Genomic DNA, 22,186 nt, shown 5'->3' on the forward strand with positions numbered 1-22,186 from the left:
TCAGAACTGAGAACTTCTGATTCGTATAATCTGTAATTAATCAATAAATAATTTAAAACGAGTAAACCACCTCAAGCTTGTAATCCTTGAGCGATTTTTTGGCATTTTCTAGATCTTCCGTAAAACCTAGGATGTAACCTCCACCTCCAGAACCACAAAGTTTTAGGTAATAGTCACCAGTATCCAGTCCTTTCTTCCATAAAGCATGGAATTGGCTAGGAATCATTGGCTTGAAGTGATCTAGCACTACCCCAGAAAGTTTTTTCACATTCCCGAAAAGGCCTTTTACGTCACCTTTCAAGAAATCATCCACGCACAGGTCAGTGTACTTAACGAACTTATCTTTCAACATGGCACGGAAACCATCTTGCTTCATGTTTTCCATGAATATATTAACCATAGGGGCAGTTTCTCCCACCATTCCAGAATCCAGTAAGAAAACGGCTCCTTTACCGTTTGCCGTTTGCGATGGGATTCCAGCCGGTTCAATATCTTCTTTGCTATTGATTAAAATAGGTAAACTCAAGTAAGAATTGAGAGGATCAAGACCAGAGCTTTTACCATGAAAAACGCTCTCCATCTTTCCAAAAATTTCTTTGAGTGTAAGCAGTTTGTCACGAGTGAGATTCTCGAGTACCGTGATCTTATCCTCAGCGTACTTGTCATAAATTGCTGCTACGAGAGCGCCACTAGATCCCACACCATATCCCTGAGGAATACTGGAGTCAAAATACATTCCAGCATCGATATCTCCTCGCAAGGATTTGATGTCAAATTGTGGAAACTCATTATCTTCTCGACTTAGCTTTTCTAGATGATCGGCAAGACGCGACAAGTTTTTATTAGACTGTGCTTTTTCCTCATTAAGATCGTCACTGATTTTAAGCGCACCGTTATAGAAGTTATAAGGTATGGACAAACCTTTGGAATCCTTAATGATTCCGTACTCTCCGAAGAGTAGAATCTTTGAATAAAAAAGAGGTCCTTTCATAATTTGAGGCTTTTAGCACCGTTGCCTATTTCATCGCAAATATACTGTTCATTCTCACAATACTGCGCCAATTTGCTGTTAATCAGCTTATCTACCTGATCTTTATGATTTTTAGGGTAAAGCATGTGCACATTTGCACCAGCGTCTAGCGTAAAACACACCGGCACATCAGTTTCCTTCCTGAATTTCCATATTTCCTCGATGATCGCCAGTGTATTGGGACGCATTAAAATATAATACGGATGCGATGTCATCATCATCGCGTGCAGCGTGAGCGCTTCACTCTCCACGATTTTGATAAATGCTTCTTGATCACCTGCTTCAAGAATTTCTTTGAGTTGGGTGATGTTATCGTGGGCTTGTTGAAATCTCGCTTTCGCGAAAGCGTGCCCATTCATAAGCTCATGTCCAGCCGTACTGCTTACCGTTTTCTTTCCTTTATCCACAAGCAGAATCACATCTTGATAACCCTTAAAGTTCTCGTGTAAAATATCGCTCACATCAATACCATAATAATCATTACTGGAATCAAACTGAGCGTGTGAGCCCCAAACCACCACTTCACCCTTGATGCTCCTACTGGCACTTCCAGAGCCTAAACGTGCCAAAAATGAGGTCTTCTCAAAATCGATAGGCTTCCCTGAATGCTGGGATTCCATATCCATCAGGCAACTGCTGAGCGCCGCCATACTACTGGCACTGCTGGCAATTCCTGAACTATGTGGGAACGTATTATGGGTATCGATAGTGAAATGATAATGTGTAAGCCACGGGCAATAGTCTTTGACCCGCTGGAAATAAGCCTTGATTTTTGGAGCAAAGTCAGACTTTTCTTTACCATCATACAAAACAGTAAAACCGTGATCGGTTTTTTTTGCAGTAACATTAGTTATCGTTTTGCTCTTGCTCAACGTAAAGCTAATCGATGGGTTTGCAGGAAGTTGTACCTCGTGCTTACCCCAATATTTTACCAATGCAATATTTGAAGGAGCCTCCCAGTTTGCACTTAATACTTCTTTGAGATCGGTAAATGGTGCCTGTTTAAAGCGTTCTTCCATGTTGTAGCAGACTTATAGAGCAAATATATCTTATATCAAGTTATGAATTGTAAGGGTGGCGTTAAGAAAGAGTGTGTGAGTAGATGAATTTGCGAGAATAGCGAACAGCGAATAGCGAAGAGCGAAGAGCGAAGAGCGAAATTTCAAAAAATCAATTGACTATTTGAACTGCAAACCCACGAAGCGATCTGCAACTGTCAACTAACAACTGTGCACTACTCCCTGCCTACCGCCCACTGCCTACTGCCTACTGCTACCTGCTCACTAATTTTAGCCTCGTCTAAATATTTGCTTAGTCTTAAGAAACAAAATTTTACCTTTGTTATAATATTTGTAGGTATGCATTCCATTTCTGAAGAGAATTATATCAAGGCGATCTATCATGCACAGCAAGCGAGTGACTTAGTATCAACCACAGAGATTGCTTCACGCATGAATACGAGAGCCTCATCTGTGACTGACATGCTCAAAAAGCTAGCTGATAAAAATTTGGTGGAATATGTACCTTACAAAGGTGCAAAGCTCACTAAAAACGGACGTTCCTGCGCCATGCAGATCATTAGGAAGCACCGATTATGGGAAGTATTCTTAGTGGAAAAACTTGATTTTACTTGGGATGAAGTTCACGAAATAGCTGAACAGTTAGAACACATTCAGTCTAGAAAACTCATCGATGAACTGGATCGTCACTTGGGGTACCCAAAAAAAGATCCCCATGGTGATCCCATACCTGATAGCGAAGGCAATTTAAAGGAGGTAAATCAAATCTTACTCTCTAAACTACCTTCAGGAACTACTGGAATGGTGACAGGAGTCATAGACACTTCTACTGAGTTCTTAAGATATTTAGACAAATATAATTTACATCTAGGGTCTGTGGTGGAAATCCTTGAAATAGAAGAGTACGATCAGTCACTTAAAGTCAAGTTTGATAATAAACAAATGACACTCACTCAGCAAACAGCTGAAAAGTTATACATCCAAAAAAAATGAAACTGAGAACAACCTTTTTAAGAGATTTCACCTGTATATTCTTTTTCAGTTTACTGATCGTTGGCTGTAAAGATGAACCTAATCAATCTGGTACAAATACAGACAATAGACTAAAAGTAGTGACTACCACTACCATGATAACTGATCTCATCAAAGAAATAGGCGGCGATCGCATTGAATTGCAGGGTCTCATGGGCAGTGGCGTGGATCCACACCTATATAAAGCAAGTGAGGGCGATGTGTCTAAACTCTTTGAGGCAGATGTCATTTTCTACAATGGTTTGCATCTCGAGGGCAAACTGGTGGAAGTCTTTGAAAAAATGAATTCTCAAGGAAAAAAAACCGTAGCCCTAAGTGATGCCGTCGATAAACGTACGCTTATAGGCAGCGAGTATTTTGCCAGCAGTTACGATCCTCATATCTGGTTCTACACTAATTACTGGGAACAAATGGCTGATCTAGCTACTTCGACCTTGATACAAGAAGATCCTTCAAACAAGGATTATTACAACCAGAATTTGCGTGATTACCTAAACAAGATAAATATACTGGAGGACCAGGTGGAAGATTTGATCTCATCCCTCCCAGCTGAAAAGCGCATTCTAGTAACGGCTCATGATGCTTTCAACTATTTTGGAAGACAATACAGCTTTCAAGTAGTGGGACTTCAAGGATTGTCTACAGCAACTGAGGCTGGGGTAAAAGACGTGCAACGTATGACCGATTTTATCATTGACAATGATGTTAAAGCCATATTTGTGGAAAGTAGCGTTCCTCGTAGAACTGTAGAAGCACTTCAGGAATCTGTGCGAGCAAAAGGTAAAGAAATTGAAATAGGTGGCGAGTTGTATAGCGATGCATTGGGCAATAAGGGAACCGATGAGGGAACTTATATCGGGATGTACCTGCACAACGTCAAAACCATAGTTAATGCTCTAAAATGATGACCGAAAAGATCGCCGTTGCTGTGGACGATCTCACGGTCGCCTACAACTACAAACCTGTTTTATGGGACATTGATTTATCCATACCAGAAGGGGTACTTATGGCTATAGTAGGACCTAATGGTGCGGGAAAGTCCACTTTGATTAAATCTATTCTAGGCATCATCGATCCCATTGCTGGTTCAGTAGCTATTTATGGCAAACCCTATAAAAAGCAGCGTAATCTCGTCGCTTATGTACCACAAAAAGGAAGTGTAGATTGGGATTTTCCTACTACAGCACTTGATGTGGTTTTAATGGGGACCTACGGCGCGCTGGGCTGGATCAAACGACCCGGCTCCAAGCAGAAAAAGGAAGCGCTGGAAGCTTTGGAAAAAGTGGGCATGCTTTCTTTTAAAAATCGGCAGATCAGTCAGCTTTCTGGTGGGCAACAGCAACGTATTTTCTTAGCAAGGGCACTGGTTCAGAATGCCTCAATCTATTTTATGGACGAACCCTTTCAAGGAGTCGATGCCACTACCGAGATTGCCATCATCAACATTCTGAAAGAACTGCGCAAAGCCGGCAAAACCGTAATTGTAGTGCACCATGATTTACAGACCGTTCCCGAGTATTTTGACTGGGTAACTTTTCTAAACGTGAAACACATCGCCACAGGACCGGTAAAAGACATTTTTAATGATGATAACCTTACCAAAACCTATGGAATCAATTATAAAGTTGCGGTACAGCAGTAAGCAATTATGAATTCTGAATGTAGAATGCAGAACTTTTATCAGTAAATTTCTTGTGAAATCGCTTTCGCGAAAGCGAGATAACCACAAACAAAACAAACGAGCAAATACTTGAATCTAACGGAATACTTCACGGACTACACACTACGCACGATCACGCTGGGAACGGCTGTGCTGGGCGCGATCTGTGGGATGCTGGGTAGTTTTGCGGTCTTGAGAAAACAGAGCTTGCTGGGTGACGCCATCTCACACGCAGCTTTGCCGGGAATTGCGGTAGCCTTTTTGATCACAGGTGCAAAAGATTCCAATATCTTGTTGCTGGGGGCGCTCGTGAGTGGCTTGCTGGGAGTTTTCTGGATCAAAGGGATCGTTACAAAAACCCATTTAAAAACCGATACCGCGCTGGGCTTGATCCTGAGTTTGTTTTTCGGCTTGGGAATGTTGCTGCTCACCTACATTCAGAAGCAGCCCAATGCGAATCAGGCGGGACTGGACACCTATTTATTTGGTCAGGCAGCTACTTTGGTAGAGAGCGATGTCATTCTTATGAGCATCGTGACCGGAATAAGCTTGCTGATCCTGTTGCTTTTTTGGAAAGAATTCAAGTTGTTGCTTTTTGATAAGAACTACGCGATCACCTTAGGTTTCAACACAAAACTCATCGACGGTTTAATCAGTTTCTTTATCGTACTGGCGATCGTCATAGGATTGCAAACGGTAGGGGTTGTTCTTATGAGTGCCATGCTGCTGGCTCCCGCTGCTGCAGCTCGACAGTGGACTAACAAATTAAGCACGATGGTATTTATCGCAGCTATCTTCGGCGCGATATCTGGGATTGTAGGCACAGGAATTAGTGCCAGTCAAAATAATCTATCTACCGGTCCTGTAATCGTACTGGTAGCTGCTGTTTTTGTAGCCATTTCATTCATCTTCTCGCCAGACCGAGGAATTTTGTTCAAACAGCTCAGACTCATTAGGAACAGACGCGATCTCGAATTAAAGAAAACCCTACATTTCATGTACAACATCGTAAAAAAACACGATGATATCTCGCGACCCCACGCGATTTTGATCTTGAACAACTTTCAAGGGTTTACCCGATCATCCCTATCACAAATGGAGGAAAAAGACTGGATCACCGTCAAGGGTCAGAGCTGGTCCATGACCCAGCAAGGATTTGATATCGCGGCACATTTGTATGACGCAAATATGATAAGCCATGACACCAGCCATTGAAATTCAACTTATCGCTGTGCTGACGGCAGCAGCTTGCGCCATACCTGGTGTTTTCTTGGTATTGCGTAAAATGGCGCTCATCAGCGATGCCATAAGCCACTCTATTCTGCCGGGAATCGTAATTGGATTTTTCATTACTCACGATCTGGCCTCGCCGTGGCTGATTCTTTTTGCTGCTTTCAGTGGAATTATTACGGTCATACTCGTTGAAATGGTTCAAAAAACCGGGTTGGTGAAAGAAGATACTGCAATTGGGCTGGTTTTTCCAGTGTTGTTCAGCATAGGCGTGATACTTATCGCTCAGAATGCAAACGATGTGCATCTGGATATTGATGCGGTGCTTTTAGGTGATTTGGCATTTGCTCCCTTTGATCGATGGATCCTGAACGGTACGGATATGGGGCCGCGCGGGCTCTACCTCATCTCCACTATTTTATTGATCACGATTCTTTTATTGTTTTTGTTTTATAAAGAACTCAAGGTAAGCACCTTTGATGTGGGGCTTTCAAGCGCTTTAGGCTTTTCACCTGTCGTTTTGCATTACGGATTGATGAGTGTTTCCTCGGTAACCACCGTTGCGGCATTTGATGCGGTGGGCGCAATACTCGTAGTGGCCTTGATGATTGCACCGGCAGCTGCAGCTTATCTACTGACTTCTGATTTGAAAAAGATGATCGTGTTATCAATTTTGTTCGGGTGTGGTTCAGCGATTGGAGGCTACTGGCTGGCGAGAGTTCTCGATGCATCGATCTCTGGATCCATCACCACAGTTTTAGGAACGCTGTTTTTACTGGTTTATTTATTTGCTCCCGCAAAAGGATTGATCGCGGTATCCATACGTCAAAATAGACAGCAAATTGAGGTATCCCTCCTTACCTTTCTCTTACACCTGAATAATCATGATAGTCTGGAAGAACGTCGTGTAGGCCACTTACAAGAGCACATCAATTGGGGGAAAGTACGTTCCCGATCTGTCTTGAATCTGGCTTTAAAAAATAATATGATTACCATAGATGAAAAGGTGGTCTCGCTTACGCGAAAAGGAAAAGAATTTACAGAAAAGGCACTCGATTACATCATCTCCAACCGCAATGAGAAAATCGAGGATATCAAGGATGATTTTTTCTTGTTTAGGGGGTGATTTATTAAAGAAAACATGCCAAGAAAAATACTTGGCATGTTACAAACGGATAGCTTTTCATAGTTGACATGCCAACTATGCGTGTTGGCATGTCTTGATGCTATTACGTATACTCAATTAGCATGCTCGAAAAAAGTTTACAGGAAAGCAACCAAACCTCTATAGAAAAATACTTGGCATGTTTGAATAGTAGAAATTAATTTCAAAACTCCGCCTTTCTCTTATTCAAAAAAGCTGATGTTCCCTCTTCAAAATCTTCCGTTCCAAAGCAGTTTCCAAACTGGTCGATTTCTTCCTCATACCCATTGACACTGTCTTTAAAACCAGCATTTACCGCTTTGATCGCCGCACTCAACGCCAGCGGGCTGTTATTCATAATTTTTCCCGCCAATTTCTCGCAGGTAGGCATTAATTCTTCAGGAGTTACTACGTGGTTCACGAGACCGAAATCGTGGGCTGTACCTGCGTTAATCATTCCCGCAGTCATGATCATTTCAAACGCACGCCCCTTACCTACTAATTGTGGCAAGCGCTGGGTCCCACCATACCCGGGAATCACTCCCAATGAAGTTTCTGGCAAACCTAGTTTTGCGTTTCCACTTGCCACTCTAAAATGGGCGGCCATGGCGAGCTCTAAACCGCCCCCAAGAGCAAAACCATTTACCGCAGCGATAACTGGCTTGCTACACTGCTCTACTTTATCAAACAAAGTACGCTGACCTCGAGCGGCCAGCTCTTTACCCTGTTCCACATTAAAATCTGCAAATTCCTTGATATCAGCACCGGCTACAAAGGCCTTCTCACCAGATCCAGTAAGAATAATTACTCGGGTATTATCGTCTTGTTCAACCTGATCGATGGCATTGCTCAATTCGGCAATAGTTTCTGCATTGAGTGCGTTCAGTTTGTTAGGTCTATTAATAGTGATCGTGGTAATGCGATTCTCTGTATTGATTAAGATGTTTTCCATAATTATTCTATCAGATTTTCTGTAAAAATACAGGACTCACAATTGTATTATCGTGTCAAAACTGAAAATGTGTAGAAGAGATTTCAGGATCCAGATAATGTAGAAATAAGAAAGGGGTATTTAAAACACCCCTAACTTTCCCCAAAATTAAATCTTAAACGCAAAGAACATAAATTGTCTTGCCCTAAACATATAACTCAAAGGTGAAGTAAATCAGATGGACGTGAAATAGGGCAATTGACGTAGATGACGTGATATTTTAAAAACTATTTAAGTCTAAAAGAAATTTAAATCAAATTTATCAAGATCGACTTTGACACTCTATGACTTTCTAAATGTCGTATGAATGACTTAGTAATTATCACATGAATTTGAATGAGATCGCTATTTTTATACTCCAAACCGATACGATGAGAATTAATACTGACAAGATTATTGCAGCCCGCATAAAGAAAGGATTAACGCAGGAGGATTTAGCTCAACAAGCAAAAGTCAATCTCAGAACAGTTCAACGAGTAGAAAAATCTGAAACCAATCCAAGAGAGATCACATTGAACTTAATTTGTAATGCTTTGGAAATGGAGATAGATGATGTGATCGTGAGAGAAAAATCTGTAATGGAAAATCGCATTATATCTAAAGTGGTTGAAATCATATTTCTAACACTATTAAACATGATTTTAATGATGATTTTCGGTTACTTGACAATAGATATTAATGCTCAAATTAACAGTGTTATAGGTGGTTTATTACTGAGTATATTCCTCCCATTTTTTATCGTTTTCTTCACTCAAAGAATGGGATCTCTAGAGCGACTCTTGAAATTTGGGTCAGGATTTATCGTGTATTTCTTCCTTTTCCTTTTTTTACACGGATTCCCTAAAGGGTTCGTTAGCGGTCTTTATCCTTGTTTATTGATTTGTGTTACTGTGTTGTATTTCGGAGATGTTTTGACAAAACACTTAGCACCTACGCGAGAAAAGGAATAATTCTCTGCTTGTAGTTTAGTTATTACTCAAACCGCATCGCCTTAACTGGCGAGATAGAACTAACCACTAAAGTCGGTACGATAAGGGCTAGAAAACAAACTATAAAAGTTCCCACGTTAACCGCCACCACGTGAAATATTGATATATAAACCGGCATGACGGTGACATAGTAATTGGCTGGGTCTAGTGTTAAAGGTTGAAAATAATATTGAAATGCGATAAGTCCTAACCCAAGAACATTTCCAATTAAAAGACCTTTCAAAACCAAACTCATCGCATTGTAAAGGAATATTTTACGCACTGTCCAGCTTTGTGCGCCCAGTGCCTTTAGCGTCCCTATCATTTGAGTCCGTTCTAAGATAAGAACCAGCAAAGCGGTGATCATGTTAATAATCCCCACGACCAAAATAATTCCTATCACTCCATAAATATTGGAATCCAGCAAAGCCAACCACGAAAAGATAGTTGGGAACTGCTGCTCGATACTGGCAGCATATAAAGTAGCTCCAACATTGAGATTGATATCGCGGGTGATCAAATCCAGCCGGTCAAAATCACTTATATAGACCTCAAATTTTCCCACCTCATCATCTTCCCAGCCGTTTATTTTTTGCAGATTGCGCAGGTCACCAATGATAAATTTGGAATCATATTCTTGCAAACCGCTGTCGTAAATACCGCTTATGGTAAAAGCCCTTAAAGCCGGTGGGCGCCGGTCTTCACCGCGCATAAAATAAGTAGGAGCCTTATCCCCTACTTTGAGTCTCAATTTGCGTGCAATATCGTCTGAGACGAGTATCTCTTTCCCTGTACGTGAACCATTGAGTTTGGGGAGGTCTCCTTCGATTAAAAAAGGTTTAAAATACGTCCAGTTGTAGGTAGAATCCACACCTTTAAAAATCACACCTTCAAAATCGGTTTCGGTGCGTATGATTCCGCCTTTGGTAATAATAGGTTGCAACTGCAGTACCTCTGGAACCGCCTCAAAATCAGGATAAAAATCTTGGTTTTTTGATAAGGGTCTGGTTGTTGTAATGGAATTGTTCCGGTCAAAAAGCGATATCGCGACATGCCCGTTAAAGGCGCTCACTTTTTCCTTTATCTTACGCTGCAATCCCACGCCAGTAGCGATGGCAATAAGCATGACTATGATACCTATCGCAATTGCTGCCGTAGCAATTTTGATGATAGGAGCGCTTACGCTATTTTTATAACTTGCACTACTCTGTATGCGCCGAGCAATGAAATATTCTAGATTCACAAATTCTCTTTCACTTTTCAAATATACCATAATCGCCTTTGGGCTTTCACTAGGTTCTTGCAAAGGAAACATCAATAATAAAAGTACGACTGTCCCTAGCGATGAGGTGATGGTTGATAGCACGCTTTCGCGAAAGCGAGAACTCAAAAATCCCAGGAAGGATATCATCGCCTTGAAGAAAGATCAACCGGAGCCGGCAGCAGATCATCTGGGAGAATGGGTGGATAAATTGAAGAACAAAACCGTTGCCGTAGTGGGTAACCAGACCAGCGTCGTAAATTCTGGTGAGATTTTAAGACCAGACGGCTGGGATAAGGAAGACCGTGTGCGGTATGTGCATCTGGTAGATACGTTGCTCTCACAAGGCGTGGATATCAAGGCGGTTTTCGCGCCTGAGCATGGATTTAGAGGAACTGCAGACGCTGGGGCAACCATAGAGGATGGGGTTGATGCCACGACTGGATTGCCCATCATTTCCCTATACGGGAAAAACAACAAACCGAGCGCGCAACAACTATCTGGTGTGGACATAGTGGTTTTTGACATTCAAGATGTGGGTGCGCGGTTCTATACCTACATCTCTACGTTACATTACATCATGGAAGCCTGCGCCGAATTGAAGATTCCTATTTTGCTTCTCGACCGCCCCAATCCAAATGGGCATTATGTGGACGGGTCCATTTTGGAAAAAGAGCACCAGAGTTTTGTGGGCATGCATCCCGTTCCCGTGGTGCATGGCATGACTATGGGAGAATATGCCAGTATGATCAATGGCGAGGGCTGGCTAGAAAACAACGCAAAAGCTGATCTTCAAGTGATCAAATGCAAAAAGTACACGCACGACAGCGCCTATCATATTCCCATCAAACCGTCACCCAACCTACCTAATGACCAAGCGATCAACCTGTATCCCAGCCTTTGTTTTTTTGAGGGAACTGAGGTGAGTGTGGGCCGCGGGACTGAAATGCAGTTTCAGGTATATGGATCGCCCTCGCTGGTGAAGTATATCGGCTTTTCATTTACGCCCAGTCCCAACGTAGGTGCCAAGCGGCCTAAATTCAATGGAAAGAAATGTTTTGGTGTGGATTTGCGCGAGCATCCTAGGCTTGATCGTATCGAGTTGGAGTTTTTAGTAGACGCTTTCGCGAAAGCGCCTTCCAAAAAAAGCTTCTTCAACTCTTTTTTTACCAAACTCGCCGGAACTGAAAAACTGCAACAACAAATCGAGAGCGGCATGAGTGCAGAGGAGATCAGAGCGAGTTGGAAAACTGGTCTTGAGGAGTTTGAGATTACAAGAAAAAAATATCTTCTTTATCCTTAAATATTTTGCTATGCCATCATTCTTCGACCAAAAAACTTATGATAGCCTAAGAAATCGTTTGGATGCTTTATCTCCAGATGCGGAACCACAGTGGGGTCGCATGGATGCTGCCCAAATGTTGAAACATTGTCAATACCCCATTCAGATTGCTCTGGAAAAAGAGAAAATGAAACTCAAACCCAATTACATGGCGCGAATCTTTTTCAAAAAGGCGATGTACAATGACAAGCCTTGGAAGAAGAATCTCCCCACGGTAAGATCATTCAAGGTTGTGGATCAGAAAGATTTTGAGAGTGAAAGGGAAAAACTCGATCAATGGATGCAGGAGCTCTGGTACGATCGGGAAAATGAGAACAGGCGGCCACATCCAGTTTTTGGCAAGTTTACAAATGAGCAATGGGGTCAAATGCAGTGGAAGCATCTGGACCATCATTTTAGGCAGTTTGGGGTGTAATCAGTCATTCAACATACCCCACAACCGATCTTTAAGTTGCTGCAACTGGTACTGACTCACTGACGAGATGAACATATAATCAGCGCCATTAAAAGCACCTCGCTCATCCAGATCCTCCCTGATTGCTTCCATCAATTCCTCGTCCAGCATGTCAGATTTTGAGATGGCAATAAAGCGTTCTTTATCCAGCATTTCTGGATTGTACTTGCGCAATTCATTGACGAGAATATCGTATTCTCCAGCGATGTCATCAGCGTCTGCTGGAATTAGAAATAACAAAGTCGAATTACGCTCGATGTGTCGTAAAAATCGATGTCCTAATCCCTTTCCTTCTGCAGCTCCCTCGATCAAACCAGGAATATCTGCCATGACAAAAGTTTGAAAATCACGATACTCGACAATGCCAAGATTAGGCTTTAAAGTCGTGAATTCGTAATTGGCGATTTTCGGTTTGGCGGCGGTTAAAACAGAAAGCAATGTGGACTTTCCAGCGTTAGGAAACCCTACCAGACCTACATCAGCAAGGATTTTTAATTCAAATGTTACATCTACTTCCTCACCTTCGGTTCCAGGTTGAGCGTAGCGCGGTGTCTGATTGGTGGAACTTTTGAAGTGCCAATTTCCACGACCTCCCATTCCTCCTTCGCAAATAATATATTCTTTATCATGCTCTAAGATTTCATGGATCTGTTCTCCGGTTTCGGAATTTCTTACTACAGTCCCAAGAGGAAGTTCTATGATCACATCTTCACCATCATGACCCGTGCGGCGTTGTTTAGAACCATTCCCTCCCTGTTCTGCCTTGAAATGTCGCTTGTATTTGAAATGATACAGTGTCCAGAGGTTTTCATTTCCTTTTAGAATGATATGACCACCACGTCCACCATCTCCACCATCGGGACCACCTTTTTCTAGGTACTTCTCACGGTGCAGGTGTGTACTTCCCTTTCCGCCTCTACCAGATTCTAGGTGTACTTTAGTATAGTCAACAAAATTTCCTTCAGTCATAGTCTCAGTTATCAGTTGATCGTTGATAGCATTCAGTATCAAGTAAAACGATATGACAAAGGTACAGCTATAAGTCGAGTAGGTCTATTTCCACGTCTCTGACTTTTAGGGATAAAAAAACCGTCTCATCGAAGAGACGGTTTGAAATGTGATGTGAAACCTAATTTAATTCTTGAAAAGCTTCACCGTCTTTTGCGCGCCATTTTCCAATTGAATTTGCGCTAAATACAAACCACTTTTGAAAACTTTTGAGTCTACTTCAATCGTGAATGAATCAGGAGCCGACACTAAAACCAACTTACCTAACTGATCAAAAACTTTGATATTTGCGATATCCATGTTTTGGTTTTCAAACACCCAGACCTTGCTGGAAGGATTAGGATACACTTTGAATCCTGCAAAATTTTCATCGTCAACACTTGCGGTAGCGTTAAATGCATAGGTAAGAGCTGATCTTGAGAAAACAATGTCATAGGTTCCGGCTGTTGCTGGAATGTCGTTTGATCCATTAGGCTCGGCAACCCCACCTGGAAATGCTGTTCCTCCCCAATTAATTCCCCAGTCCTGATTTTGTCTAAACTTAATGGGACCATCTGTGAGAACTTGACCATCTAAAGTATAGGTATCACCATCTATTGTGTTCATAAGAATATCAGTTGCATTATTGGGGTCAGGCCAGCCATTTGCTGCTGGACCAACGATTCCTACATCTGGAATTGAGAACGAGTAATCACCTGTTGAAAAATTATAAGTCACCAAATAAAAACCACCTGGCATGGGAATGGAGGCGCCACCTTGTGTAGCAGTACCAGTAGGGAATGCCGTATCTCCATAAACGGTGGCTGTTCCCGTTTCACGGAACTGCAAATCACCCATGATGAAGTTTGTCACTGCAAGTTCATAGGTAACACCATCTACCGTGGACATTTGTGGATTAGAACCACCAGTCACAGCAGTACCTGCCAACTCAATATCAGTAAATGGGGAAACATCGGTAAAACTATAGGTGTTATTATTTAAATCAACAAGAATATCGTAAACCCCTGCCTGTACGGGAATATCATTTGCAGTTATAGATCCAGTAGGAAAAGTATTACCCCCATAGCTGGGATTCCCCCAGTCCATATCAGTCCTGAACTTTGCGGGACCAGTACTCAAGGTTAATCCAGCTATAAAATGGGTTCCATCTCCGTTATTAGTCAACATGATGTCAGGAGTGGGATTAGTAGCAGCATCTGGCCAACCGTTTGCAGCGGGTCCTACGATACCTATATTGCCTTGCGCAAAAGTGAGCATCGTAAAAAGAGCACATAAAGAAAAGAGTAAAGTTTTTTTCATAACATATAATTTGTCTGTTTGCGTAAAGTTAATAAGCAAACCCAATTAACTGATTAATAAGCTACAAAGATTTACGAAATCGTTTTCGTTATAGTTTGAGCCAATAAAAAAACCAGCACCTTTCCGTGCTGGTTGAAAATTAATTTCGGTGGTTTTTACAATTTATCAAATTCCACACTTAAACGATCAGTGATTTCATCAATACTCCCCACGCCATCGACGCCGTAGTATTTATTCTGTTTCTGGTAGAAATCCTTTAGCGGTGCGGTCTCGTTATAATATACTTTAATGCGGTCTCTTATTACACTTTCATTGGCATCATCTGCTCTGCCACTGCTCTTTCCGCGTTCAAGCAAACGCTCTACAAGAACCTCGTCATCTACCTCTAAAGCTACCATACCGGAAACCTGCGTATCCTTGCTCTCCAGCAAACCATCGAGGGCGGTTGCTTGAGCCTCGGTGCGTGGGAAACCATCAAAAATGAAGCCTTTTGCTTCGGGATGCTTTTCTACTTCTGCCTTGAGCATATTGATGGTGACTTCATCAGGCACGAGGTTTCCTTTGTCTATATAGGTTTTAGCAAGTTTACCCAGTTCTGTGGCATTTTTTATGTTATACCTGAAAACATCACCTGTTGAAATATGAACTAGACCATATTTCTCTTTAAGACGTTCGGCTTGAGTCCCTTTTCCAGCTCCCGGAGGGCCAAATAACACTATGTTTTTCATTTGTTTTGCTTGTACGTATAGTTCGGGCAGGTTGCGCCCTAGATTGTTATAGTCCATGCCGTATCCCACGACAAATTTGTTCTCGATATTTTGACCCACGTAGTCTATTTCTAATTCCCGATTATAGACCTCAGGCTTTAAAAACAGCGTAGCAATTTTAAGGTGTTGAGGATTATGCTGTTTCAGCTTTCGCGAAAGCGAGACCACCGTCAAGCCCGTGTCCACTATATTTTCTACAATGATGACCGTGCGCCCCTCTAGGCTTATATCCAGATCCATGTCAAGTTGAATCGTCCCAGTGGACTTTGTTCCCTCGTAACTTTTAGTCCTTATAAAAGCGGTCTCACAATCTCCTTCAAAACGGCGTACGAGATCTGCCATTACCATGAAGCTGCCGTTTAATATTCCTAAGAACACAGGTCGATCTTCCTTGTGGTCACGATTGATTTGATAGGCAAGATTATTAACCGCGTCGCTGATTTGCTGGGCGCTTAGGAATGGCTTAAAATGTAGATCGTGTAACTGAATCACTTTTATGGCAAAGGTCAAAGATACTACGATTGTGCAAGGCGATAAAACCTAATTTACCTCAGTTTTCTAAACATAAGCCTAGAAACGCTGTTCTGAGTGATAAGAATTTTATTTTTGAGGCATGGAACAAACTCAATTCTCATCAGATTTTAGGTTAGGTATTTTGGGCGGTGGCCAGCTGGGTAAAATGTTGCTCTACACCACCCGCAAGTGGGACATCCTGACATATGTCATGGATAAAGACGATACCGCACCAGCCTTCCAAGGCTGTGATGTGTACTTTGAGGGTGACATTACAGATTACGAGGCGGTAATGGAATTTGGCTCTCAGGTAGACGTGCTCACAATAGAAATTGAAAATGTAAATGTGCAGGCACTGGAGGAACTCGAGAAGCAGGGAATTGCAGTTTCACCCAATGCTCGTGTGCTCAACCTTATCAAAAACAAGGCGGTCCAAAAGCAATTTTATCAAAATTACAAGATTCCCACAGCACCATTTAAAGTCTTGGCAAATCCTGATGAAACTGAAGTTTTAGAGTTTCCTTTTGTCTGGAAAAGCGCTGAAGGCGGCTATGACGGCAAGGGTGTAAAAGTGATCAGAAAAGCTGAGGATCTTAAAGACCTACCGCAATCCCAATGTATTTATGAGGAAATGGTCGATTTTGATCTGGAACTAGCAGTCATCGTCGCCAGAAATGCTCGAGGGGAAATGCGCACCTATCCTGTTGTGGAAATGGAATTTCACCCAGAGGCTAATCAAGTGGAATATGTTTTGTGCCCAGCCCGAATCAATCTGGATATTTCAGACAGAGCGAGAAAATTGGCTTTAAAAGTTTCTGAAGCCTATAATCATGTGGGACTTCTGGCAGTAGAAATGTTTCTTACCAAAAGCGGCGAACTTCTAGTCAATGAGGTTGCTCCCAGACCCCATAATTCAGGCCACTACAGCCTTGAAGGTGCCGTAACTGACCAGTTTGAGCAGCACGTACGATGTGTTTGCAACTTCCCGCTAGGCAGTACAGAAAGTACCATGGCCAGCGTGATGGTAAACCTCGTAGGTGAAGAAGGTCATACTGGACCCGTAGTTTATGAAGGTATTGAAGATATCATGACCATGCCTGGTGTCACGCCACACGTATACGGTAAAAAAGAAACTCGCCCTTTCAGAAAAATGGGACACGTAACAGTAGTAGCTCAAGATATTATTGAAGCTCGCAAGATTGCTGAAAAAGTAAAAAGTAGTATTAAAGTGGTTGCTGCCGAATAGCAGAATAGTTGTCAGCATTTTTATCATTCATTTAATCTCTAAGTCTAGATCATAAAATTTCTAGTGGCTACATTTACCTCATGATCAACAAGAGGTTGCTTGTCAAAAATCTGCTCGCACACAATGACGAGAACAGCTTCTACGATAAGAAGCTTAAGATTGATCTTTCTAATAAAGAAGGCAAAGCAAAATTTCTCAAACATATTTGTGCGTTATCTAACAGCAATCCTAAGAACAATAGTTACATCGTTATCGGGATTGATGATAGGACTAATGAAATCGTAGGCACGCACTTTTTTGACGATAGTAAACTTCAAAACTTGATCAACGCCTACCTGACTAATGCGCCACAAATCCAATATGAGAATGTAGCTTTCCCACACCTCCCCAGCGATCAGGTAGTGGGGCTCGTACGCATCGCAGCACAGGATGGGGTTACTTCACTACGCAAGAATATCTGGAAATATTATGGTGGTGCGGTCTTTTTTAGGGACGGTAGTATTTCCATGCCCAAAGTTTTTGACATTGAGGTTGTGGATCACAACTCAGAAGTGGTTCAAAAAATCGAGCGTCAGTCCAGCAATAATATCCAGCTCACGCTGGACAGAGTCGTTGATTTTGTCAAACGTGATAAAGGTGCAATTAAAACCCAATATCAGGTTTTCAAAGAACAGTTTGTCGTATGCTGGTCGGGAAAGACAAAAAAAAAGAAAGGACAGACGTATTATAGCCGGGTGGACATCGAGTTGGTAAACGAGCAAGTAAGGCTGTTTTACAGCGCTCTGGATGAGGTGCAAATCACTTATGATGAGGACTCCTTCACCATTCTGGAATACCTGCATTTGGGAATAGGCGATGCCCAGAAATATTACCCATTGGAACGGCAGCGTTTTTCATTTTATCCTAATGGAACCTATAGTATAGAGACTAAAATATTGTTTAATCCGCCATACTTTGATAGGCGCACATTGCATCATATTTATAATTGTAATTTATCCCTGCTTTCCCAATTAGAGAAAGGCAAGGAATTAAATTCAGATCAGCTGGAGGAACTTAAAAAACTTCCTGAGCAAATGCTTATTTGCCAGTTCAACAACGTGGGTGAACCCATAGAAAAAATGAAAGCCATGAAGCAGTACCTCAAAACCTTTCCTAAGGTTTACAAATCCTACAAAGAATCCCTGCGCGTCTTGCGTAAAGTAACCTACAACTCATGAGAACTATAGTCATAGGCGACATTCACGGCGGTTATAAAGCTCTTGTCCAACTTATGGAACGCGTAGCTCCCACAAACGCTGACCAACTCATTTTCTTAGGCGATTATGTAGACGGCTGGTCAGAAAGTTATGAGGTGATTGATTATTTGATCTCGCTTTCTAGTTCGCTTTCGCGAAAGCGAAATAACGTAAATGAAGCAAAACCCATATTCCTAAGAGGAAACCACGACGAGCTGGTACTCAATTATTTTACCCAAGAAGATGAGAATGAAATGTGGCTCTATCATGGAGGGAAAAGCACCGTAAAAAGTTACCAAAACAGGCCGCCAGAGAAAATCCAAGAACACATCAATTTTCTCAAAAATGGACTCGTAAACTATTATGAAAAAGATGGCAATGGGTTTTTTCACGCCGGTTTTCACAACCTAAAAGGTCCAGCGCATGAGTATTATGAAACCATGTCCTACTGGGATCGCAGCCTTTGGGAAATGGCGTTATGTATGGATTCTAACATCGCAAAAGATGACCTGCGCTACCCTAATCGGTTGAAGTTGTACAATGAGATTTTTATAGGTCATACGCCCACAGATCGGTTGGGAAAACATGTTCCCATCAACGCTGCAAATGTTTGGAATGTAGACACCGCTGCGGCTTATAAAGGCCCGCTCACCGCACTCTGCGTAGAGGATAAGACCATTTGGCAAAGTGATCCAGTCCATACTTTTTATCCTGATGAAAAGGGGAGGAACTAGGTGAAGTTGAAGCTGAAATTGAAGATGAACTTGAACTTGAAGCCGAAGATGAAGACATCTAGCTGATGTCATTCTGAACGGAGCCTAGCGAGTCCCATACAGCTGTCGGGACAGAATCTGCTGGATCGGGACTTCTGAAACCTTTCTAGATCGAGACATTATTATTGAGACTCTGTCCCGATAATTATCGGGACACTCGCTCACTCGCGTTCAGAGTGACGGTTTGGTTTTGTCTTTAATTTTGATTTTGATTTTGATTTTGATTTTGATTTTGATTTTGATTTTGATTTTGATTTTGATTTTAAAATTAGCGATCCCGCTTTCGCGAAAGCGTAACAAACACTATCTTCAACCGACACATTTTAGAACCTAATAACTAACTTAAAATGGGAATATTTGACAAAATCAAAGAAAAGCTAAGCAACGAGTTTATCGACATCGTTGAATGGTTGGATTATACGGAAGACACGATCGCGCACCGTTTTGAGCGCTATCAAAACGAGATCAAGAACAATGCACAACTGATCGTGCGTGAGGGACAAGCGGCTGTTTTTGTAAATGAGGGGCAACTCGCTGATGTTTTTACACCGGGAACCTACACACTCAATACACAGAACCTACCGATTCTCACCACGCTGAAAGGCTGGAAATACGGTTTCAACTCACCCTTTAAGGCCGAGGTCTATTTTGTCAACACCACTCTATTTACGGACGAGAAGTGGGGAACTAAAAATCCCATCACGCTGAGTGACGACCGTTTTGGACTGGTGGAGATCAGAGCCTTTGGAACCTATGCATTCAAAGTTGCTGATCCAGGCAAGTTCATCGTGGACATCGTGGGGACGGACAATAATTTCACCAATTTTGAGATCAACGAGCACCTCAAGAGTTTGATTGCTACGCGCTTTACGGATACCGTAGGTGAGGCCAATTTGCCTATCGAACTTTACGCAGCAAACACCACAGAACTTAGCGACACGTGTCGTGAGGTAATGCAGCCAGAGTTTTTAAGCGTGGGTATTTCCCTAGAGCGCTTCTTTATCGAGAACGTATCCATGCCCGAGGATCTCAAAAAAGAAATCTTTGAATACAGCCGCATTGATAAAATTGACTTAGACAAGCTTACCAAATTCAAAACCGCCAAGGCAATTGAAGCTGCAGCCACTAATGAGGGCGGTACAGCCGGCGCCGGAATGGGAATGGGAATGGGATTTGTGATGGCCCAGCAAATGGGGAACATGATGAATCCGCAAATGGGTTCGCAGCAGCAAGCGCAACAAAGACAGCAACCACCTGCTGCAGCCGTACCGCCTCCCATGCCACAAGCGGTTCAATATTATTACGCAATGAACGGTGCCCAAAGCGGTCCCGTAGGTTATGAGCAGATGCAATCGCTATTTGCGAGCCGCACGATCAACAGAGAAACTCTGGTCTGGAAAGCGGGCATGGATGGCTGGAAAGCGCTAAAAGAGGTAGACGAACTTAAAAGCTTTTTAGGAGGTAATACACCGCCGCCATTGCCGTAAATTTTTAGTTGGCAGTTTTTTGGTTGACAGTTGCTATTGTATAGAATATTAGGGCGGATCGCATCCGCCTTAATATCAAAGGCATATCGTATCGTTTCATATTCAAGCTTTTTGAATCCATTGCGAGTCCATCTATCTTGTTCCAATATTTATAAATGAACCCCACACCCACCAAATCTTCTGAACGCAAGAAATCCTGCATCAACTGTGGTGCAGAGTTGACCTATGAACCCGGTACGGAGTTCATCACTTGTGACTATTGCGGTCACAAAGAGGAGATCGACGAGCCACAACAGCCGTTTGAGGAACTGGAATTGCAGAAATACCTGCAAACCATGGGTGCCCAGCAGCATAGTATGGAAATATCCATGCTGCAATGCAAAAACTGTGGTGCAACTCAACATATTGAGGATAATTATAAATCCCTGCATTGCGTGTATTGTACCATGCCGCTGATCGTGGAGGACATGTATCAGGAAGAGTGGATTTTGCCTGGCGCAGTGGTCCCTTTTCAAATCGATCAGAATAAAGCGCACCAAATTTTTAAGAAATGGGTCGCGGGATTATGGTGGGCGCCCAACAATTTACAGCGCGCTTCACTGAGTCCTGAAAACACGCGTGGATTGTATGTCCCTTACTGGACCTTTGATGCGCAACTCTTTTCTAGTTACCGAGGACAGCGAGGAGAATATTACTACGTCACAAAAACCGTAGGTTCTGGTAAAAACAAGCGCACGGTACAAGAGCGTCGCACGAGGTGGTATCCCGCTGCTGGCGAAGTTTCAGGATTTGTGGATGATACGTTAGTTAGAGCGTCTGAACAAACGGGAGGGCGTATACCGCAACAGATAGCTCATTGGAATCTGGATGCCTTAAAAAGTTTTGACACGAGCTTTCTCGCGGGCTATGTGACTGAGAAATACACCATATCACTCAAAGATGGACATGTTGATGCTCAAAAGAAAGCTGAACAAATCGCCCGGAACTGGATACGCCGCGATATAGGTGGCGATACCCAGCGTATCTCCTCGATGAACATGACTTTAAGTGATGAAACCTTTAAACATATTTTACTGCCGGTGTACATCAGCAGTTATAAGTACGATGGTAAGCAATACAGCTTTTACGTGAACGGCCAGACCAGTAGAATTCATGGATCGAGGCCGTATTCTTCTTGGAAGATTTTCTTGGCAATTATTGCCGCTTTAGCATTGATAGCCTTAGGCGCCTATTTGATGAATTATTTTCAGGTGTAGATCAATCGTTGATTAATTTCTTAAATATATAACGGGTAACAAAAATATCATTGAAACCAGTAGTACCACCGTAACTTTCAACAATGATTTTCTATATAGTATTTGAAAAAATGTTCAACCTTCGTAGTAGTTAGATCTAAATTTTTCCTGCTTTTTATCAAATAACTACTCGAACTCACTATCTCTATATGTTCAAAACGGTCGGGCGAGAAATAGCGTTTCACGTAAATACTATAAGTGTTGAATCTTTTAGTCGATTCTACGGTGCCATCCGGATTTATCGTTTTATTTGAGTTTTCTTCTAACTCAATTTTTGTCGGAGCACCAATAAATCCAAAAGAAAAAAGATCATTTTTCTTAAAAATACCAATACTTATTTCGATAATAGTATTCAAAATCATCAAGAAATTTTTCGTTCCTGAAGTCTTGTGTCTTTCCAAGAATCTACGAGAGTTAAGTAAGGAATATCGG

20 protein-coding genes are annotated in these 22,186 nt (G+C 42.2%); 13 read left to right on the top strand and 7 right to left on the bottom strand.

All coding sequences use genetic code 11. The features are described from left to right. Positions 1 to 52: 52 nt before the first annotated feature. The gene (locus BST97_RS08980; protein WP_085766923.1) at positions 53 to 991 is read right to left on the bottom strand and encodes a mevalonate kinase family protein; all 939 of its coding nucleotides are present in this window, start codon (positions 989 to 991) and stop codon (positions 53 to 55) included. Beyond that, positions 988 to 2,049: a diphosphomevalonate/mevalonate 3,5-bisphosphate decarboxylase family protein gene (locus BST97_RS08985; protein WP_085766924.1), complete on the bottom strand. Its 1,062-nt coding sequence runs from the start codon at positions 2,047 to 2,049 to the stop codon at positions 988 to 990. The genes BST97_RS08980 and BST97_RS08985 overlap by 4 nt, the downstream gene beginning before the upstream one ends. 339 nt (positions 2,050 to 2,388) lie before the next feature. Between BST97_RS08985 and BST97_RS08990 the strand changes: the two genes are divergently transcribed. The 5 genes from BST97_RS08990 (at position 2,389) to BST97_RS09010 (ending at position 7,097) form a co-directional block, all read left to right on the top strand. Continuing rightward, complete coding sequence (locus BST97_RS08990; RefSeq protein ID WP_085766925.1) at positions 2,389 to 3,042, top strand: metal-dependent transcriptional regulator; 654 nt, start codon at positions 2,389 to 2,391, stop codon at positions 3,040 to 3,042. Next, on the top strand, positions 3,039 to 3,986 hold the full coding sequence (locus BST97_RS08995; RefSeq protein ID WP_085766926.1) for a metal ABC transporter solute-binding protein, Zn/Mn family: 948 nt from the start codon (positions 3,039 to 3,041) through the stop codon (positions 3,984 to 3,986). The genes BST97_RS08990 and BST97_RS08995 overlap by 4 nt, the downstream gene beginning before the upstream one ends. Continuing rightward, the gene (locus BST97_RS09000; RefSeq protein WP_085766927.1) at positions 3,986 to 4,723 is read left to right on the top strand and encodes a metal ABC transporter ATP-binding protein; all 738 of its coding nucleotides are present in this window, start codon (positions 3,986 to 3,988) and stop codon (positions 4,721 to 4,723) included. The genes BST97_RS08995 and BST97_RS09000 overlap by 1 nt, the downstream gene beginning before the upstream one ends. Before the next feature lie 108 nt (positions 4,724 to 4,831). Beyond that, positions 4,832 to 5,956: a metal ABC transporter permease gene (locus BST97_RS09005; RefSeq protein WP_085766928.1), complete on the top strand. Its 1,125-nt coding sequence runs from the start codon at positions 4,832 to 4,834 to the stop codon at positions 5,954 to 5,956. Further along, on the top strand, positions 5,940 to 7,097 hold the full coding sequence (locus BST97_RS09010; protein ID WP_085766929.1) for a metal ABC transporter permease: 1,158 nt from the start codon (positions 5,940 to 5,942) through the stop codon (positions 7,095 to 7,097). Before BST97_RS09005 ends, BST97_RS09010 begins: the two co-directional genes overlap by 17 nt. 202 nt (positions 7,098 to 7,299) lie before the next feature. Here the strand turns inward: BST97_RS09010 and BST97_RS09015 are convergent, their stop codons facing one another. After that, the gene (locus BST97_RS09015) at positions 7,300 to 8,073 is read right to left on the bottom strand and encodes an enoyl-CoA hydratase/isomerase family protein (protein ID WP_317043469.1); all 774 of its coding nucleotides are present in this window, start codon (positions 8,071 to 8,073) and stop codon (positions 7,300 to 7,302) included. Positions 8,074 to 8,477: 404 nt separating this feature from the next. Between BST97_RS09015 and BST97_RS09020 the strand changes: the two genes are divergently transcribed. After that, positions 8,478 to 9,056 (top strand): helix-turn-helix domain-containing protein, encoded by a 579-nt coding sequence (locus tag BST97_RS09020; protein WP_169711558.1) that lies wholly within the window; start codon positions 8,478 to 8,480, stop codon positions 9,054 to 9,056. A 22-nt stretch (positions 9,057 to 9,078) separates the two neighbouring features. Here BST97_RS09020 and BST97_RS09025 read toward each other — a convergent pair whose 3' ends face one another. Next, on the bottom strand, positions 9,079 to 10,317 hold the full coding sequence (locus tag BST97_RS09025) for an ABC transporter permease (RefSeq protein WP_085768204.1): 1,239 nt from the start codon (positions 10,315 to 10,317) through the stop codon (positions 9,079 to 9,081). Between BST97_RS09025 and BST97_RS09030 the strand changes: the two genes are divergently transcribed. Then, positions 10,298 to 11,638: an exo-beta-N-acetylmuramidase NamZ family protein gene (locus tag BST97_RS09030; protein ID WP_085766932.1), complete on the top strand. Its 1,341-nt coding sequence runs from the start codon at positions 10,298 to 10,300 to the stop codon at positions 11,636 to 11,638. The two genes, BST97_RS09025 and BST97_RS09030, sit on opposite strands and share 20 nt — an antisense overlap. 10 nt (positions 11,639 to 11,648) lie before the next feature. Next, entirely contained in the window at positions 11,649 to 12,092 is a 444-nt protein-coding gene (locus tag BST97_RS09035) for a DUF1569 domain-containing protein (protein WP_085768205.1), read from the top strand. On the opposite strand, the gene obgE is transcribed toward BST97_RS09035, so the two are convergent. The 3 genes from obgE to BST97_RS09050 all read right to left on the bottom strand — a co-directional run bounded on the left by obgE (position 12,093) and on the right by BST97_RS09050 (position 15,697). After that, entirely contained in the window at positions 12,093 to 13,100 is a 1,008-nt protein-coding gene (obgE, locus tag BST97_RS09040) for a GTPase ObgE (RefSeq protein ID WP_085768206.1), read from the bottom strand. It abuts the gene before it with no gap. 165 nt (positions 13,101 to 13,265) lie between these two features. Continuing rightward, the gene (locus BST97_RS09045) at positions 13,266 to 14,438 is read right to left on the bottom strand and encodes a T9SS type A sorting domain-containing protein (protein ID WP_157111571.1); all 1,173 of its coding nucleotides are present in this window, start codon (positions 14,436 to 14,438) and stop codon (positions 13,266 to 13,268) included. 155 nt (positions 14,439 to 14,593) lie between these two features. After that, positions 14,594 to 15,697, bottom strand: a complete 1,104-nt coding sequence (locus tag BST97_RS09050; protein WP_085768207.1) for an adenylate kinase — start codon at positions 15,695 to 15,697, stop codon at positions 14,594 to 14,596. Between the two features lie 121 nt (positions 15,698 to 15,818). Between BST97_RS09050 and BST97_RS09055 the strand changes: the two genes are divergently transcribed. From BST97_RS09055 to BST97_RS09075, 5 genes are all read left to right on the top strand, one after another. After that, complete coding sequence (locus BST97_RS09055) at positions 15,819 to 16,964, top strand: 5-(carboxyamino)imidazole ribonucleotide synthase (protein ID WP_085766934.1); 1,146 nt, start codon at positions 15,819 to 15,821, stop codon at positions 16,962 to 16,964. 80 nt (positions 16,965 to 17,044) lie between these two features. Continuing rightward, the gene (locus BST97_RS09060; RefSeq protein WP_085766935.1) at positions 17,045 to 18,181 is read left to right on the top strand and encodes an ATP-binding protein; all 1,137 of its coding nucleotides are present in this window, start codon (positions 17,045 to 17,047) and stop codon (positions 18,179 to 18,181) included. Next, on the top strand, positions 18,178 to 18,933 hold the full coding sequence (locus BST97_RS09065) for a metallophosphoesterase family protein (protein WP_085766936.1): 756 nt from the start codon (positions 18,178 to 18,180) through the stop codon (positions 18,931 to 18,933). Before BST97_RS09060 ends, BST97_RS09065 begins: the two co-directional genes overlap by 4 nt. 386 nt (positions 18,934 to 19,319) lie before the next feature. Continuing rightward, positions 19,320 to 20,459, top strand: coding sequence for an SPFH domain-containing protein (locus BST97_RS09070; RefSeq protein ID WP_085766937.1), 1,140 nt, complete (start codon positions 19,320 to 19,322; stop codon positions 20,457 to 20,459). 155 nt (positions 20,460 to 20,614) lie between these two features. Further along, the gene (locus tag BST97_RS09075; RefSeq protein WP_085766938.1) at positions 20,615 to 21,715 is read left to right on the top strand and encodes a DNA helicase PriA; all 1,101 of its coding nucleotides are present in this window, start codon (positions 20,615 to 20,617) and stop codon (positions 21,713 to 21,715) included. The last annotated feature ends 471 nt before the right edge of the window (positions 21,716 to 22,186 follow it).

Origin of the sequence: Nonlabens spongiae (genome assembly GCF_002117125.1) — a bacterium.
Lineage (GTDB): Bacteria > Bacteroidota > Bacteroidia > Flavobacteriales > Flavobacteriaceae > Nonlabens > Nonlabens spongiae.